Raw genomic sequence first — 15284 nt, 5'->3', positions numbered from 1 at the left:
CCTCGTTCCTTCCGGGCCCGCTCGGAAACGCGGAAAAGCCGCGCCCCCCAGGCTAGAACCTGGGGGGCGCGGCAGGTATTCCGGGGCCGAAGTGGCGCCCGGTCAGCTCTCGGTGCGCGGGTCCTCGGAGGCGTCCGGCTTCTTCTCCGTGGAGACGGTGCCGGGCGCCGCCGTCACGGAGCCGTTGGCCGGGGCCAGCTCGCGCGGCGAGAGCACCGGCGGGCGGGTCGAGGGCGTACGACGCGAGGAGCCGGTCCACGCCGGGCGGGCCGGGCGCTTGACCACGTGCTTGAAGAGCTCGGCGATCTCCTCCTTGTTGAGCGTCTCCTTCTCCAGGAGCGTCAACACGAGGTTGTCGAGCACGTCGCGGTTCTCGACCAGGATCTCCCACGCCTCGTTGTGCGCGGTCTCGATCAGCTTCTTGACTTCCTCGTCGACCAGCGCGGCGACCTCTTCCGAGTAGTCGCGCTGGTGACCCATCTCACGACCCAGGAACGGCTCGGAGTTGTCCGTGCCGAACTTGATCGCGCCGAGCCGCTCGGTCATGCCGTACTGCGTGACCATCGCGCGGGCCGTCGCGGTCGCCTTCTCGATGTCGTTCGCGGCGCCCGTGGTCGGGTCGTGGAAGACCAGCTCCTCCGCGGCGCGGCCGCCCAGCATGTACGCGAGCTGGTCGAGCATCTCGTTGCGGGTGGTGGAGTACTTGTCCTCGTCGGGCAGGACCATGGTGTAGCCCAGGGCCCGACCGCGGGACAGGATCGTGATCTTGTGCACCGGGTCGGAGTTCGGCGAAGCCGCCGCGACCAGGGCGTGTCCGCCCTCGTGGTACGCGGTGATCTTCTTCTCCTTCTCGGACATGATCCGGGTCCGCTTCTGCGGTCCGGCCACGACGCGGTCGATCGCCTCGTCCAGGAAGTGGTTGTTGATCAGCTTCTCGTCGCTCCGGGCCGTCAGCAGCGCGGCCTCGTTGAGGACGTTGGACAGATCGGCACCGGTGAAGCCGGGGGTGCGCTTGGCGACGGCCGAGAGGTCGACGTCCGGCGCGACCGGCTTGCCCTTCTGGTGGACCTTGAGGATCTCCAGCCGGCCCTGCAGGTCCGGACGGTCGACGGCGATCTGCCGGTCGAAACGGCCGGGGCGCAGCAGCGCCGGGTCGAGGATGTCCGGGCGGTTCGTGGCGGCGATCAGGATCACGCCGCCCTTCACGTCGAAGCCGTCCATCTCGACGAGGAGCTGGTTCAGCGTCTGCTCGCGCTCGTCGTGACCACCGCCGAGGCCCGCACCGCGGTGCCGGCCGACGGCGTCGATCTCGTCGACGAAGACGATCGCCGGGGCGTTCGCCTTGGCCTGCTCGAAGAGGTCACGGACCCGGGAGGCACCGACACCGACGAACATCTCGACGAAGTCGGAGCCGGAGATCGAGTAGAACGGCACGCCCGCCTCGCCCGCGACGGCACGCGCGAGCAGCGTCTTACCCGTACCGGGCGGGCCGTACAGCAGCACACCCTTGGGGATCTTGGCGCCGACGGCCTGGAACTTCGCCGGCTCCTGGAGGAACTCCTTGATCTCGTGGAGCTCCTCGACGGCTTCATCGGCACCCGCGACGTCCACGAAGGTCGTCTTCGGGGTGTCCTTGGTGATCAGCTTCGCCTTCGACTTGCCGAAGTTCATCACCCGGGAGCCGCCGCCCTGCATCTGATTCATCAGGAACAGGAAGACGACCACGATGAGCACGAACGGCAGCAGTGACAGCAGCACGCCGACGAACGGGTTCTGCTTCGACGGCGAGACGGTGTAGCCGTCCTTGATCTCGCCGGTCTGGTACTTGGCCTGCAGGTTCTTCGCCAGGTCAACGCCCTGGTCGCCGATGTAGCTGGCCTGGATCTTGTTGGAACCGGAGATCTTGTAGTCCCCGGTCAGCTCGATCTTGATCTTGTTCTCGTCGCCGGTCGTCAGCTCGGCGGACTTCACCTTGTTGTCAGCGATCGCCTTGACGACCTGACCGGTGTCCACCGTTTTGTAGCCGCCGGACGAGCCGACGACCTGCATCAACACGACCACGGCGAGGACGGCCAGCACGATCCACATGACTGGCCCACGGAAGTATCGCTTCACGTCCATCCACACGGAGCCGCCTAAGGCCCCGTCCCTCCTGCCACAGTGAGGCACAACGCCCTCGGGAGGGCTGGTCGTGCGTACGGTGTCGTATTACTCGCCCGAAAACAGATTGCCTTCGGACGGTACCCCAGCATTGTCACCCGGCGCCTGCGCCGACAGTGAACAATGAAGCCGGGGATTCCCCTCTCCCTGCTCCAACGGCGGGGAACCCCGAAGGGTTCCCGCCGGACGACAGGGGCCATCCGAGCGCTCGTCCGGCACGGTGACCGGCGAGCGCGGGACGCTCTCAGCCGCCGTACACGTGGGGCGAGAGGGTACCGACGAACGGCAGATTGCGGTACTTCTCCGCAAAGTCCAGGCCATAGCCCACGACGAACTCGTTCGGGATGTCGAAGCCGATCCACTTCACGTCGATGGCGACCTTGGCCGCGTCGGGCTTGCGCAGCAGCGTGCACACCTCCAGCGAGGCGGGCTCGCGCGAGCCGAGGTTGGACAGCAGCCAGGACAGCGTCAGCCCCGAGTCGATGATGTCCTCGACGATCAGGACGTGCCTGCCCTTGATGTCGGTGTCCAGGTCCTTCAGGATGCGGACCACGCCGGAGGACTGGGTGCCCGCGCCGTAGGAGGACACGGCCATCCAGTCCATCGTGACGGGGGTGGACAGCGCACGCGCCAGGTCCGCCATCACCATCACCGCGCCCTTGAGGACGCCGACGATGAGCAGGTCCTTGCCCGCGTACTCCGCGTCGATCTTCGCAGCCAGCTCGGCCAGCTTGGCGTCGATCTCTTCCTTAGTGATGAGCACCGACTGAAGGTCGGCGCCCATGTCCTTGTCGTCCACCCGTGCCACTCTCGCTCGGTTCGGTATGCAGATCTGCCGCGTGAGCTCACGCGGCGGGAACCGGTCGCGAGATCACAAGGCAGGGCTCGATCTCCTGCGGCTCAGCCCTGCCGAATGACCAGTCTGCCACCCTGCCGTCGCACACCCACGCGCCCGGGGAGGTTGATGGCACCCTGCCCCCGCCAAGCCGTGATCAGCCGGTCGACTTCCTCGATGTGCCGGGCGAAGAGCGAACCGGCCGGCGAACCGGCCGCGATGACCGCCCGGCGCAGCACCCGGCGGCGCACCGCGGCGGGCAGCGCGAAGAGCCCGGCGATGTCGAGGGTGCCGGCCTCGTCGACCACCGCGGCCTCGGCCTCGGCGGCCCAGCCGTCCAGCGCGTCGGCGTCGTCGCGGGAGAGCTGGGCGGTCCGCGCCAGGGCCTCCACGACGCCCTTGCCGAGGCACTTCTCCAGGGCGGGCAGCCCCTCGTGCCGCAGTCGTGAACGGGTGTAGGCGGGGTCGGTGTTGTGGGGGTCGTCCCAGACGGGCAGCGCCTGGATGAGGCATGCCGTACGGGCGGTCTGTCGGTCGACGTCCAGGAACGGGCGGCGGTAGCGGCCATCGGTCCCGGTGGTCGCGGCCATCCCGGAGAGCGAGCGGATCCCGGAGCCGCGGGCCAGCCCCAACAGGACGGTCTCCGCCTGGTCGTCGCGAGTGTGGCCGAGGAGGACCGCGCTGGCGCCGTGGCGGTCGGCGGCGGCGTCCAGGGCGGCGTAGCGGGCGTCCCGGGCGGCCGCCTCGGGGCCGCCCGTCCGACCCACCTCGACGCCGACGACGTCGACGGGGTCCAGCTTGAGGGCCCGCAGCCGCAGGGCGACCTCGGCGGCACGGAGGTCGGAGCCTTCCTGGAGGCCGTGATCGATCGTCACGCCCCCGGCGCGGACGCCCAGTTTGGGGGCTTCGAAGGCGAGGGCGGAGGCCAGCGCCATGGAATCGGCGCCGCCGGAGCAGGCGACGAGCACGAGCGGCGCCTCGGGCCGGTCCTGCGCGCAGTGGTGGTTGAGCACGTCGTGGAGTACGCGGCGGACCGCCAGGCGTATCGCGGCGACCGCTGGATGGGGACCCATGTCCGTTTCCAATCGTTCAGCTGGGGGACGAGCCTCGGGCCGTGGACGGCACTTCGTCACACAGAGTGCCTAGATGGTGACAGAGGCGAGCAGTTCCCCGAGCATTGCACGCCTATCCATCGGTCACGGTCCCTCAGACGGGTGATTGAAGGGGCGCTCTTCTGCCGCACGGCGTGCCCAGCACGCGCCGTGCGCTTACGGTGCCCCGTCCGCCTTCCGGTGCACCCGCGCGACCCAGTCCGCCGGTTTGGCGATCTCCTGTTTGGTGGGGAGGGTGTTCGGCGACGTCCAGATGCGGTTGAAGCCGTCCATGCCGACCTCCTCGACGACCGAGCGCACGAAACGCTCGCCGTCACGGTACTGCCGCAGCTTGGCATCCAGCCCCAGCAGCCTCCGCAGCGCCTGGTCCAGCCGGCCCGCGCCGCTGGCCCGCCGCTTCTGGAACTTCTCCCGGATCTCCGCCACCGAGGGCACCACCTCCGGCCCCACCCCGTCCATGACGAAGTCGGCGTGCCCCTCCAGCAGCGACATCACGGCCGTCAGCCGGCCGAGGATCTCCCGCTGCGCGGGCGTCTGCACCAGGTCCACCAGCGACCGGCCCTCGTCGCCCTCCTCGCCCTCCGGCTTGGCGCCGGCCAGCGACTGGGCGGCCTCCCGCAGCCGCTCCAGCAGCGTCCCCGGGTCGATGTCGGTCTCCGCGAGGAAGGACTGGATCTCCCCCTCGACGTGGTCCCGCAGCCACGGCACGGCGCTGAACTGGGTCCGGTGGGTCTCCTCGTGCAGGCAGACCCACAGCCGGAAGTCGTGCGGCGCCACGTCGAGTTCGCGCTCCACGTGGACGATGTTCGGCGCCACCAGCAGCAGCCGGCCGCCCTGCGACCCGGCCGGCAGACTGCGCGAGGCCGGGGCGAACGTCTCGTACTGCCCCAGCACGCGGGAGGACAGGAACGACAGCAGCATGCCCAGCTCGACGCCGGTGACCTTGCCGCCGACCGCGCCGAGCACCGCGCCACCGGGCGTCGAGGACCGCCGGTCCTCCATCTTGGCGAGCAGCGGCTTCAGCACCGCCCGGAACCCGGCGACGTTGGCCCGGATCCAGCCGGGCCGGTCCACCACCAGGACCGGGGTGTCGTGCGGGGACGGCTCGGTCGTGGCCGCGTCGCCGTCCGGCGCCGCCTCCACCCCCGGCGGGGCCATCCGGGTGAAGCCACGGACGTGCGCCTCGGACGACTTGGCGTGCCGGCGCAGCTCGGCGACGATCGCCCGCGCCTCGTCCCGACTGACGTCCGGCCCCGGCCGCACGAAGCGGGTCGCGGTCGCCACCGCGAGGTTCCAGTCGACCATCTCGGTTCCACCGATGCTCGTCATGGGTTCACCGTACGGGGGTGGGGGGCTACGGGGTAGCCGATCGCCTGCGGCGGGCGACGTCCCACGTCGTGGAGTGCTTCCCACGTGGTCGGCTGTCCCGCCGTGGGGGTTGCTGTCTTTGCGCCTTGCGGCGCGGGGCTGTCGGGGTGCGGTGGGGTGGGGGCTGGTGTTGACGGGGTGCTGGCGGGTCAGCGGCAGCCGCAGTTGGCGATGGTGGAGGCCATGCGGTCCAGGGCCTTCTGGGCGGATTGGGGGTCGGTGGTGCCGGTGGTCATGAAGGCGAAGGCCAGGAGGCGGCCGTCGGCGTCGACGACGGTGCCGGCGAGGGAGTTGACGCCGGTGAGGGTGCCGGTCTTGGCGCGCACGGTGCCGGCGCCGGCGGTGTCGCCGACGTAGCGGCCACTGAGCGTGCCGGTGAAGGCGGCCACCGGGAGGCCGGTGACGACGGAGCGGAGCTCGGGCTTGGCGGGGGCGGCGGCGAGCAGCAGGAGGTGGGAGAGGAGGTTCGCGGAGACCTTGTCGTCGCGGTTCAGGCCGCTGCCGTCCTCGAAGACCGCGCCGGCGAGCGGGAGGTGCTGGGCGGCCAGCGCGTTGCGCACCGCCTTGGCCGCGCCGTCGAAGCTGGCCGGCTGGTGCGCGCCGAGCGCGGCCTGGCGGGCCAGCGCCTCGGCGATGTCGTTGTCGCTGTAGGTCAGCATCCGCTCGACGAGGGCGGAGAGCGGGAGGGAGTGGACGGCGGCGATCCGGCCGGCGTTCTTGGGGGCGCGGGCCTCCTCGGGGTCGCCGCTGACGGTGATGCCGCGCTCCTTGAGGAGGCCCGCGAAGGCGTGGGCGGCGTCGGCGGCCGGGTCGGTGGAGCGCGGCGCGGGGCCGTGGTCGCTGTCGTCGAGGCGGGCCTCGTCGGTCATCAGGGCGGTGACCGGGGCGATGTTCTCGTTGGGGCCGATGGGGTGCTGGACGGGGCCCGCGTAGGCGCCGGTGTCGTAGCCGAGGCCGACGGTGGTGAGCTTGCGCTGCTTGAGCGCGCGGGCGGTGGCGTCGGCGAGGTCGCGCAGGCTGGCCGGCCGCTCGCCGGGGCCGGGGCGGGACGGCCGGGCGGTGAGCGTCGGGTCGCCGCCGCCGACCAGGACGATCCGGTCCCTGCCGGCCAACACCACGCCGGTGTCGATGCGGTGCTCGGCGCCGCGCAGCGAGAGCGCGGCCACCGCGGTGGCCAGCTTGACCGTCGAGGCAGGGGTGGCCGGGGCGTCCGGCTGCTCGCCGAAGACCTGCCGGCCGGCCGCGACGTCCACGACGGACGCGCTCCGCAGCGGGCCCAGCGCCGGGTCCGTCAGCAGCGGCGCCAGCGCGTCGGCCAGCCCGGCGTCGGTGGGCACCGGCGCCGCGCCGCGGCCCACCGCGCCCCGCGCCGGCCCGCCGAGCGCGGTCAGCACGGCCGGCGCGCTGGGCGCCGGCCCGGGCGCCCGGTCGTCATCGTGATGCTCGCCACCTGTTGCCGGACCGGAGGCCGCGGTCGCCCGCTCGGCCGTACGCTGACCGGAGTCCCACGGCCCGGCCGCCGCCACCGCGGCGACCGCGACCGCCAGACCGGTGGCAGCGGACACCGCGGTCAACTGCCAGGTCTGCCGCGTGTGCCGCGGTGCGGCCAGCCACGCCCGCCGGGCGGCGTCCGACGTCGCGTGCGCGGTGCGCTGTGCGGACCGCGCCGCGCTGCGCGCGCAGCCCCCGGCCCGGCGTGCCGCCAGCCGCGCGGAACGCTGCGCCGATTGCCATCTGACCTGCCACATTCGGGTCTCGGGCACTTCGGACCAGCCCCTTTCGCCACCACACACCTGCGTGGGGGACACTTAATCACCAGACGTATGTGTTGATCATGGAGGAGCCACCCGTGGAGTTCGACGTCACCATCGAGATCCCGAAGGGTTCGCGGAACAAGTACGAGGTGGACCACGAGACCGGTCGGATCCGCCTGGACCGTCGACTCTTCACCTCGACCAGCTACCCGGCCGACTACGGCTTCGTCGAGGACACCCTCGGCGAGGACGGCGACCCGTTGGACGCGCTGGTCATCCTGGACGAGCCGACCTTCCCCGGCTGCCTCATCAAGTGCCGCGCCATCGGCATGTTCCGCATGACGGACGAGGCCGGCGGCGACGACAAGCTGCTGTGCGTCCCCGCCTCGGACCCGCGCGTCGAGCACCTCCGGGACATCCACCACGTCTCGGAGTTCGACCGCCTGGAGATCCAGCACTTCTTCGAGGTCTACAAGGACCTGGAGCCCGGCAAGTCCGTCGAGGGCGCCAACTGGGTCGGTCGCACCGACGCCGAGGCCGAGATCGAGCGCTCCTACAAGCGCTTCGAGGCGCAGGGCGGGCACTGACCCGACCGGAGCCGATCCGGCGGGCGGGCGGGGTTCTCCGGAGCCCCGCGCACCCGCGGGCGCGCTCTGATTTTCGTACGCGAACGGGCGGCCCCCAGATGGGGGCCGCCCGTCGTGCGTGTCGCGGGTCGGGCTAGAACCCTCGGGTCCGTTTGGCCGCGCGGCGCCCGCCGGCCGCCTCGGTGATCCCGGGCGCCCGCAGGAACAGCCGGGCGACCTCACCACCGAGGTTGACCCCGACGGCGATCGCCAGCGCCAGCGAGGCGGCCTTGATCAGCGACGAGAAGCCCTCCAGCAGGTTGCCCTGGGCGAAATTGAGCAGCCCGAAGTAGGTCGCGCTACCGGGGAGCAGCGGCCCGATCGCCGCCGTCACGTAGGGCAGCGCCGAGGCGTAGCGGTACCGGGAGAGCAACTGGCCGAAGAGGCCGACGAGTCCGGCGGCGATGGCGGTGGAGGGCACCGCGTTGAAGCCGGCCCGGAAGGTCAGCACCCCGTACACCACCCATGCGACCCCGCCGTTTATGGTCGCGAACGCCACGGTGTGGCGCTCCTGTTGGAGCAGCACGCAGAACGCCAGCGCCAGCAGCATCGACGCCACGATCTGCACCACCGGCTCGTTGTAGACCTGCAACGCCTGCTGCGGGTGGAGCCGTTGGAGGCCGGGGTCGGCCTGGAGCCCGACGTAGAGCACGGACAGCACGCCGACGACGATGCCGACGATCAGGTAGCCGACCTCCAGCAGTCGCGCGGAGGCGGTGATGTAGTAGCCGGTCAGCCCGTCCTGGACGCTGGCGACCAGCGCCCGCCCCGGGATCAGCGCGAACAGCCCACCGGTGATGACCGCGGAGAACTGCACGTTGGAGTGGGCCAGCCCGAAGGCCAGCCCGATCGCGGCCGGCGGCATCGCCGCGACCACGAACTGGTAGAACTCCGGCAGCCCGCGCCCCGACGCCAACCAGGCCAGCCGGTCGCCGAGCATCGAGCCGATCGCCGCCGCGACGAACACCAGCAGCCCACCGCCGACCAGCATGGAGGCCGCGCCGGACAGCAGCCCCGAGGCCACCGTCAGCGCCCAGCTCGGATACGGGTGCCGATTGCGGCGTATCTCCGCCAGCCCGCGGTACGCCTCCTCCAGGCTGATCCCTTCCGACGTGATCTCGTCGACCAGTCGGAAGACCGCCGAGAGCCGGGTGTAGTCCACCCCGCGCCGCCGCACCGTCCGGCTGGCGGTGAGCGGATCGTCGATCAGCGACGGCTGGTACGAGATCGACAGCAGGGTGAAGGTGACGGTCGGTTCGACCCGCTCCAGCCCGTAGGCGTGCGCGACGCCGAACATCGCCGCCTCGACGTCCTCGGCGCCCTCGCCGCCGGCCAGCAGGATCTCGCCGATACGCAGCGTCAGGTCCAGGACGCGGGGGACGGCGGGGCCGCCGCCCTCCTCCTCGACGCGTTCGACGCGCTCGGGGACCGGCCGCTCGTGGATCGGCATCCGCAGCATGGTGCGCATCCGGTCCTGCCAGGGCGCTTCCTTGGTCAGGCTGAGCACCGGGATGCCGTGCGGCGGCGTGAACGCCGGCAACAGCGTCTGCCCGGTGGTGCTCCCCGGCCGCGCGAACGCCGACCCCTCGGGTTCGACCGGCGCCTCCGGCAGCAGCCCCTCCGGCAGCGCGAACTCCGAAGTGGGGTGCTCCTCCTCCGGCGGCGGTGGCAACGGAACGCCCAGCGGCGGGGTGAAGGCGCTGCGCACCTCGTCCGGTTGCGGCTTGCGCTCCTCCTCCGAGGTGCCGTTGCCGTTGCTGCGTGGTGAGTCCGACGCCACGTCTCTCCGCTCCTCGTTCCTACGCCTCCTGCCGACGGGTCATGCACACGATGCCGTATCCCGGGACACCGCGCTCCCCCGGGGCCCCTCCCCCGTTTCCGGCTCCCCCGCAGAGCCGTCCGCCCGGGCCCCCACAGCCATCGCCCCGCCCAAAGTCCTTCTATCGATGGACACTCGCCGAACGGCCTCCGCGTACCCCGAGACGTACGGGACATGTAGCCGGAGCGCATACGAACTCGACGGACGGCCCACGACGGGAAGCCGGCAACGGCGCACGCCGACAGTCAGCAGACGGCTGGACCGGACCCACCGGCGGGAGTCGAAAACGGAGCGGGCCGGAGGGGAACCCGCAGCACGCCCGCCCCCACCAAGTCGCAGGCAAACAACCAAGCCGGACGCCCCGCCCACGCCCCGGCGTCGGGAAGTTCAGAAAAGAAAGAACGCCGGGCCCACATCCTCACGGGCCCGGCGCAGCGTCACCGCTTGGCGTGCCGCCCCCGGCCCTGCGGCCGTGCCGCGCCCGCCGGCGCCTCGGCCGCCGCACCCGCCGGCGTCTTCTTCGCCTTGTTCCGCGCCCGCAGGAACTCGATGACCACCGGCACCACGGAGATCAGCACGATCGCCACGAGGATCAACTCGATGTTCTTGTGCACGAACTCGACGTTGCCCAGCGCGGCGCCGAGCAGCGTCACCCCGGCCCCCCACAACGTCCCCCCGATGATGTTGAAGGTGATGAAGGAGCGGTAGTTCATCCCGCTCACGCCCGCGATGATCGGCGTGAACGTCCGCACGATCGGCACGAAACGGGCCAGGATCAACGACTTGGGGCCGTGCTTCTCGAAGAAGGCGTGCGCCTTCTCCACGTTCTCCTGCTTGAACAACCGGGAGTCGGGCCGCTTGAAGAGCGACGGCCCGACCTTCCGCCCGAAGAGATAGCCGGCCTGGTCACCCAGCACGGCCGCCAGCACGATCAGCACGCACACCAGCCACAGCGGCTTGTCGAGCTTGTTCGCCGTCACCATCAGCCCGGTGGTGAACAGCAGCGAGTCGCCCGGCAGGAAGAAGCCGATCAGCAGCCCGGACTCCGCGAAGACGATGAGCAGGACGCCGATCAGGCCGAAATTCGCGATCAAGAAGTCCGAGTTCAGCCACTGGGGACCGAGCGCGAGAGTATCCACGGGGTGAAGGCTCCTGGGTCGAGGGCGCCCGGCTCGCGCGGTGCGACGAGCGGAAGCAGGGGCAGGCGCAGTGTGCGGCCCAAAGCTATCAACGCACTATGACGTGTCGTGGTTCCAGCCGCGCCTCCGGGCACCGGCCCCATGCCCCGGGCCCGACACCGGCCCGGGCCACCCCCACCGCCCCTACCCCGGCCACTCCCGACCACCCCGCACCGGCGCCCCACCCGACCGCTCCCGACCGCTGGCCGCCCCCACCACCCCGGGTGATCCTGGCCGCAACGACAGGAAGGTACGGGCCATGGGCATCGAGGAGTACGGCGGCGGACAACTGGCGCAGTCGGACGTCCTGGTCGTGACGACCAACGACGTACCGGGTTTTCACGTGAAGCAGGTGGTCGGCGAGGTCTTCGGCCTCACCGTCCGCTCCCGGCACCTCGGCAGCCAGATCGGCGCGGGCCTGAAGTCGATGATCGGCGGTGAGCTGCGCGGGCTCACCAAGACCCTCGTCCAGACCCGCAACCAGGCCATGGAGCGGCTGGTGGAACAGGCCCGCTCGCGCGGCGCCAACGCGGTCCTGATGTTCCGCTTCGACGTCACCGAGGCCGCGGACGTCGGCACGGAGGTCTGCGCCTACGGCACGGCTGTGGTCCTGGAACCCCAGGGCTGACCCCCGACGCCCCCGCCGCCACGCTGCGCGCCGTCACGCGTTCCGCATGGCGTTCGCCAGCATCGCGTCCCGCAGGTAGACCGCCAGCCCCGGCCGGATCGCCTCGTAGGTGGCGGTGAACCGCTCGTCCGCGACGTACATCTCGCCGAGCCCGGTGTGGATCTCGTAGCTGCACTCGTAGTAGCCGCGGCCGATGAACCGCCGGTGTTCCTCGGCGACGTCCATCGCCGCCTCGGACTCCGCCGGGACGCCCCGCGCGAGCAGCTCCGCCATCTTCCGGTGGATGGCGTCGAACTCCGCCTTCAGCCGCTGCCAGTCCTCCTTGGTGTACGCGGCGGTCCGGCGCTGCGACTCCTTGTAGGGGTCGGTGCCGCCCCAGCGCCGCTCCGCCTCCGCGGCGTGCGCGTCGGGGTCGAAGTCGCCGAAGACCTCGAACTTCTCCTCCGGGGTGAGCCGTACGTTCATCCTGCCTGCCTCCATTGCGTGTTCGACGGCGGCGGCCATCCGCCGGAGCTTCTCGATCCGCGTGCTCAGCAGCTCGTGCTGGCGCCGCAGGTGTTCCTGCGGGTCCGCGCCCGGGTCGTCGAGGAGGGCCGCCACCTCGTCGAGCGGAAAGCCCAGTTCCCGGTAGAACAGGATCTGTTGGAGCCGGTCCAGGTCGGCGTCGCCGTAGCGCCGGTGACCGGCGCGGCTGCGTTCGCCGGGGACCAACAGCCCGATCTCGTCGTAGTGGTGCAGGGTGCGCACCGTGACTCCGGCGACATCGGCGACCTGGCCCACCGAATAACTCACTTCCGCTCCCTCGTCGGTCGTCGGTACGCGCTTCACGATGGGTCCTCACGCCGCGTGAGGTGCAAGTCCGGATGGTGAAAAGCCGATGAGGCGGTCGATCGGCGGGTGAGATCCTCCGCGCATGCTCGGAATAACGGATCTGCCCACGTATCTGGCGGGCCTCGCCCTGATCATCCTGCTGCCGGGACCGAATTCGCTGTACGTCGTCTCGGTGGCCGCCCGGCGCGGCCGCCGGGTCGCGTACCGGGCCGCGGCGGGCGTGGTGTGCGGCGACACGGTGCTGATGACGCTGTCCGCGGGCGGCGTGGCCTCGCTGCTGAAGGCCAGCCCGGTGCTGTTCGACGTCGTGAAGTTCGCCGGCGCGGGCTATCTGACCTGGCTGGCCGTCGGGATGCTGCGCGGCGCCTGGTCGCTGTGGCGCGGCGGCCGGGCGTCCCGCAAGGCCCTGCGGGAGCAGGCCACCGGGCCGGCGGACGGGGCGACGGACGCGGCGCCCAAGGCGGCCGCCGAACGGCCGTTCCGCCGGGCGCTGGTGGTCAGTCTGCTCAACCCGAAGGCGATCCTGTTCTTCATCTCCTTCTTCGTGCAGTTCGTCGACCCCTCCTACCCGCACCCGGTGCTGTCGTTCCTGGCGCTGGGCGCCTGGGCGCAGTTGTTCAGCCTCAGCTATCTGTCGCTGCTGATCTTCGGCGGGACGTACCTGGCGGCGACCTTCCGCCGCCGCAAGCGGCTGACGGCCGGGCTGTCCGCGGGCGCCGGCGCCGCCTTCCTCGGCTTCGCCGCGAAGCTGTCGCTGGCCAGCGCGGGCTGACGGGACGAAAGCGGCGTCGACGCCCCGAGCGGGCCGGGTCCGAGGGGCCCGGCCCGCTCGCGCTTCCACTGGACGAACCCTGGAGGCCGGCCACCCCTTATACCCCTATTGTCGGGTTCCAGGAGGTGCGCCCATGCCCGTGCACGACGTCAACGTCGCCGTCATCTACTACTCGTCGACCGGCACCGTCGCCGAGTTGGCCCGACTGCTCGCCGACGCCGCCGAGCACGCCGGCGCCGACGTGCGGCTGCGCCGGGTCGCCGAACTCGCCCCGCAGTCCGCCATCGACGCCAACCCCGCCTGGGCGGCCAACGTCACCGCCACCGCGGACATCCTGGAGGCGACCCACGACGACGTGCTCTGGGCGGACGCGGTGCTGCTGGGCTCCCCCACCCGCTTCGGCAACGTGGCCTCCCAGCTCAAGCAGTTCCTGGACACCCTGGGCGGCCTCTGGCAGCAGGGCCGGCTGGCCGACAAGGTCTACAGCGGCTTCACCGCCTCCGCCACCCGGCACGGCGGCCAGGAGTCCACCCTCCTGGCGCTCTACCACACCGTCCACCACTTCGGCGGCATCCTCATCGCCCCCGGTTACACGGACCCGGCGAAGTTCACCGACGGCAATCCGTACGGCACTTCGCACGTCGGCGGCCCGGACACCGCCGTCGACGCCCCCGCCCGCACCGCCGCCCGCGTCCAGGCGGAGCGCGTGGTGAAGTTCGCCAAGGCCGTCAAAGCCGGCCTGCACGCCGCGAGTTGAGAGAGGGCCGCAGCAGATGACGCTCCACAAAGGCGCCTTGGACCGCGACCGCCGGCGCACCCACGCCGTCAACCCCTTCTACGGGGAGGCCGACCCGGTCGCCGGGATGGACACCGAGCCGCCGCGGCGCACCCTCCCCGACGGCCCGCTCTCGCCGCGCGCCGCCTACCAGTTCGTCCACGACGAGCTGATGCTGGACGGCAACGCCCGGCTCAACCTCGCGACCTTCGTCACCACGTGGATGGAGCCGCAGGCCGACGTCCTGCTGGCGGAGTGCCGGGACAAGAACATGATCGACAAGGACGAGTACCCGCGCACCGCCGAACTGGAGCGGCGCTGCGTGGCGATGCTCGCCGACCTGTGGCACGCGCCCGACCCGAGCAGCGCCATCGGCTGCTCCACCACCGGCTCCAGCGAGGCGTGCATGCTCGCCGGCCTGGCCCTCAAGCGCCGCTGGGCCGCCCGCAACCGGGACCGCTATCCCGCCGCCGCCCGCCCCAACCTCGTCATGGGCGCCAACGTCCAGGTCTGCTGGGAGAAGTTCTGCAACTTCTGGGAGGTGGAGGCGCGCCAGGTCCCCATGGAGGGCGAGCGGTTCCACCTCGACGCGGAGCGGGCGGTCGCGCTCTGCGACGAGAACACCATCGGCGTCGTCGCCGTCCTCGGGTCCACCTTCGACGGCTCCTACGAGCCGGTGGCGGAGATCTGCGGGGCGCTCGACGCGCTTCGGGAGCGCACCGGCCTGGACGTCCCGGTCCACGTGGACGGCGCGTCCGGCGCCATGATCGCCCCGTTCCTCGACCCCGAGCTGGTGTGGGACTTCCGGCTGCCCCGGGTGGCCTCGATCAACACCTCCGGCCACAAGTACGGCCTGGTCTACCCCGGCGTCGGCTGGGCCCTGTGGCGCGACCAGGACGCACTCCCCGAGGAGTTGATCTTCCGGGTCAACTACCTGGGCGGCGAGATGCCCACCTTCGCCCTCAACTTCTCCCGCCCCGGCGCCCAGGTCGCCGCCCAGTACTACACCTTCCTGCGGCTGGGCCGGGAGGGCTACCGCGCCGTCCAGCAGGCCACCCGCGACGTGGCCCGCTCGCTGGCCGAACGGATCGCGGCGCTGGGCGACTTCCGGCTGCTGACCCGCGGCGACCAGTTGCCGGTCTTCGCCTTCACCACCGCCGACGGCGTCACCGCCTTCGACGTCTTCGACGTGTCCCGGCGGATGAAGGAGCGCGGCTGGCTGATCCCCGCCTACACCTTCCCGCCCGACCGCCAGGACCTGTCGGTGCTCCGGGTGGTCTGCCGCAACGGCTTCTCCATGGACCTCGCCGACCTCTTCATGGCCGACCTGGAGCAACTGCTCACCGAACTCCGCCGCCAGAGCAGCCCGTTGGGCCGCCCCGAGAACATCGCCACGGCCTTCCACCACTGACGCCCCGCGGGCCCC

The 15284-nt window shown here is 71.4% G+C and carries 13 protein-coding genes; 5 read left to right on the top strand and 8 right to left on the bottom strand.

Going from position 1 to position 15284, the window contains the following annotated elements; all coding sequences use genetic code 11:
• Positions 1 to 102 precede the first annotated feature (102 nt).
• The 5 genes from ftsH to dacB form a co-directional block, all read right to left on the bottom strand.
• Positions 103 to 2121 (bottom strand): ATP-dependent zinc metalloprotease FtsH, encoded by a 2019-nt coding sequence (gene ftsH, locus ACIQU6_RS21745; RefSeq protein WP_403483300.1) that lies wholly within the window; start codon positions 2119 to 2121, stop codon positions 103 to 105.
• Between the two features lie 283 nt (positions 2122 to 2404).
• Positions 2405 to 2944, bottom strand: a complete 540-nt coding sequence (gene hpt / locus ACIQU6_RS21740; protein WP_274919086.1) for a hypoxanthine phosphoribosyltransferase — start codon at positions 2942 to 2944, stop codon at positions 2405 to 2407.
• Positions 2945 to 3060: 116 nt separating this feature from the next.
• Positions 3061 to 4068, bottom strand: a complete 1008-nt coding sequence (gene tilS, locus ACIQU6_RS21735) for a tRNA lysidine(34) synthetase TilS (RefSeq protein WP_403483299.1) — start codon at positions 4066 to 4068, stop codon at positions 3061 to 3063.
• Positions 4069 to 4263: 195 nt separating this feature from the next.
• Positions 4264 to 5436 (bottom strand): zinc-dependent metalloprotease, encoded by a 1173-nt coding sequence (locus ACIQU6_RS21730; RefSeq protein WP_403483298.1) that lies wholly within the window; start codon positions 5434 to 5436, stop codon positions 4264 to 4266.
• A gap of 188 nt (positions 5437 to 5624) precedes the next feature.
• Positions 5625 to 7223, bottom strand: coding sequence for a D-alanyl-D-alanine carboxypeptidase/D-alanyl-D-alanine-endopeptidase (gene dacB, locus ACIQU6_RS21725; RefSeq protein WP_403483356.1), 1599 nt, complete (start codon positions 7221 to 7223; stop codon positions 5625 to 5627).
• 101 nt (positions 7224 to 7324) lie between these two features.
• Here dacB and ACIQU6_RS21720 point away from each other — a divergent pair, with 101 nt between their 5' ends.
• Positions 7325 to 7816, top strand: a complete 492-nt coding sequence (locus ACIQU6_RS21720) for an inorganic diphosphatase (protein ID WP_016570635.1) — start codon at positions 7325 to 7327, stop codon at positions 7814 to 7816.
• Positions 7817 to 7949: 133 nt separating this feature from the next.
• Here ACIQU6_RS21720 and ACIQU6_RS21715 read toward each other — a convergent pair whose 3' ends face one another.
• Complete coding sequence (locus tag ACIQU6_RS21715; RefSeq protein ID WP_403483297.1) at positions 7950 to 9635, bottom strand: threonine/serine exporter ThrE family protein; 1686 nt, start codon at positions 9633 to 9635, stop codon at positions 7950 to 7952.
• Between the two features lie 476 nt (positions 9636 to 10111).
• Positions 10112 to 10813: a DedA family protein gene (locus ACIQU6_RS21710; RefSeq protein ID WP_403483296.1), complete on the bottom strand. Its 702-nt coding sequence runs from the start codon at positions 10811 to 10813 to the stop codon at positions 10112 to 10114.
• Between the two features lie 298 nt (positions 10814 to 11111).
• Here ACIQU6_RS21710 and ACIQU6_RS21705 point away from each other — a divergent pair, with 298 nt between their 5' ends.
• Positions 11112 to 11480, top strand: coding sequence for a YbjQ family protein (locus ACIQU6_RS21705; RefSeq protein ID WP_403483295.1), 369 nt, complete (start codon positions 11112 to 11114; stop codon positions 11478 to 11480).
• A gap of 33 nt (positions 11481 to 11513) precedes the next feature.
• Here ACIQU6_RS21705 and ACIQU6_RS21700 read toward each other — a convergent pair whose 3' ends face one another.
• Entirely contained in the window at positions 11514 to 12272 is a 759-nt protein-coding gene (locus ACIQU6_RS21700; protein WP_403483294.1) for a MerR family transcriptional regulator, read from the bottom strand.
• Between the two features lie 121 nt (positions 12273 to 12393).
• On the opposite strand from ACIQU6_RS21700, the gene leuE reads away from it, so the two are divergent.
• From leuE to ACIQU6_RS21685, 3 genes are all read left to right on the top strand, one after another.
• The gene (gene leuE / locus ACIQU6_RS21695) at positions 12394 to 13083 is read left to right on the top strand and encodes a leucine efflux protein LeuE (protein WP_403483293.1); all 690 of its coding nucleotides are present in this window, start codon (positions 12394 to 12396) and stop codon (positions 13081 to 13083) included.
• Between the two features lie 133 nt (positions 13084 to 13216).
• Positions 13217 to 13840, top strand: a complete 624-nt coding sequence (gene wrbA, locus ACIQU6_RS21690) for an NAD(P)H:quinone oxidoreductase (RefSeq protein ID WP_403483292.1) — start codon at positions 13217 to 13219, stop codon at positions 13838 to 13840.
• A 16-nt stretch (positions 13841 to 13856) separates the two neighbouring features.
• Positions 13857 to 15269, top strand: a complete 1413-nt coding sequence (locus ACIQU6_RS21685) for a glutamate decarboxylase (protein WP_403483291.1) — start codon at positions 13857 to 13859, stop codon at positions 15267 to 15269.
• Positions 15270 to 15284 lie beyond the last annotated feature (15 nt).

This window comes from Streptomyces sp. NPDC090442 (assembly GCF_044769405.1).
In the GTDB taxonomy this organism is placed as follows: domain Bacteria; phylum Actinomycetota; class Actinomycetes; order Streptomycetales; family Streptomycetaceae; genus Streptomyces.
This window is presented reverse-complemented; position numbering and strand designations above follow the sequence as displayed.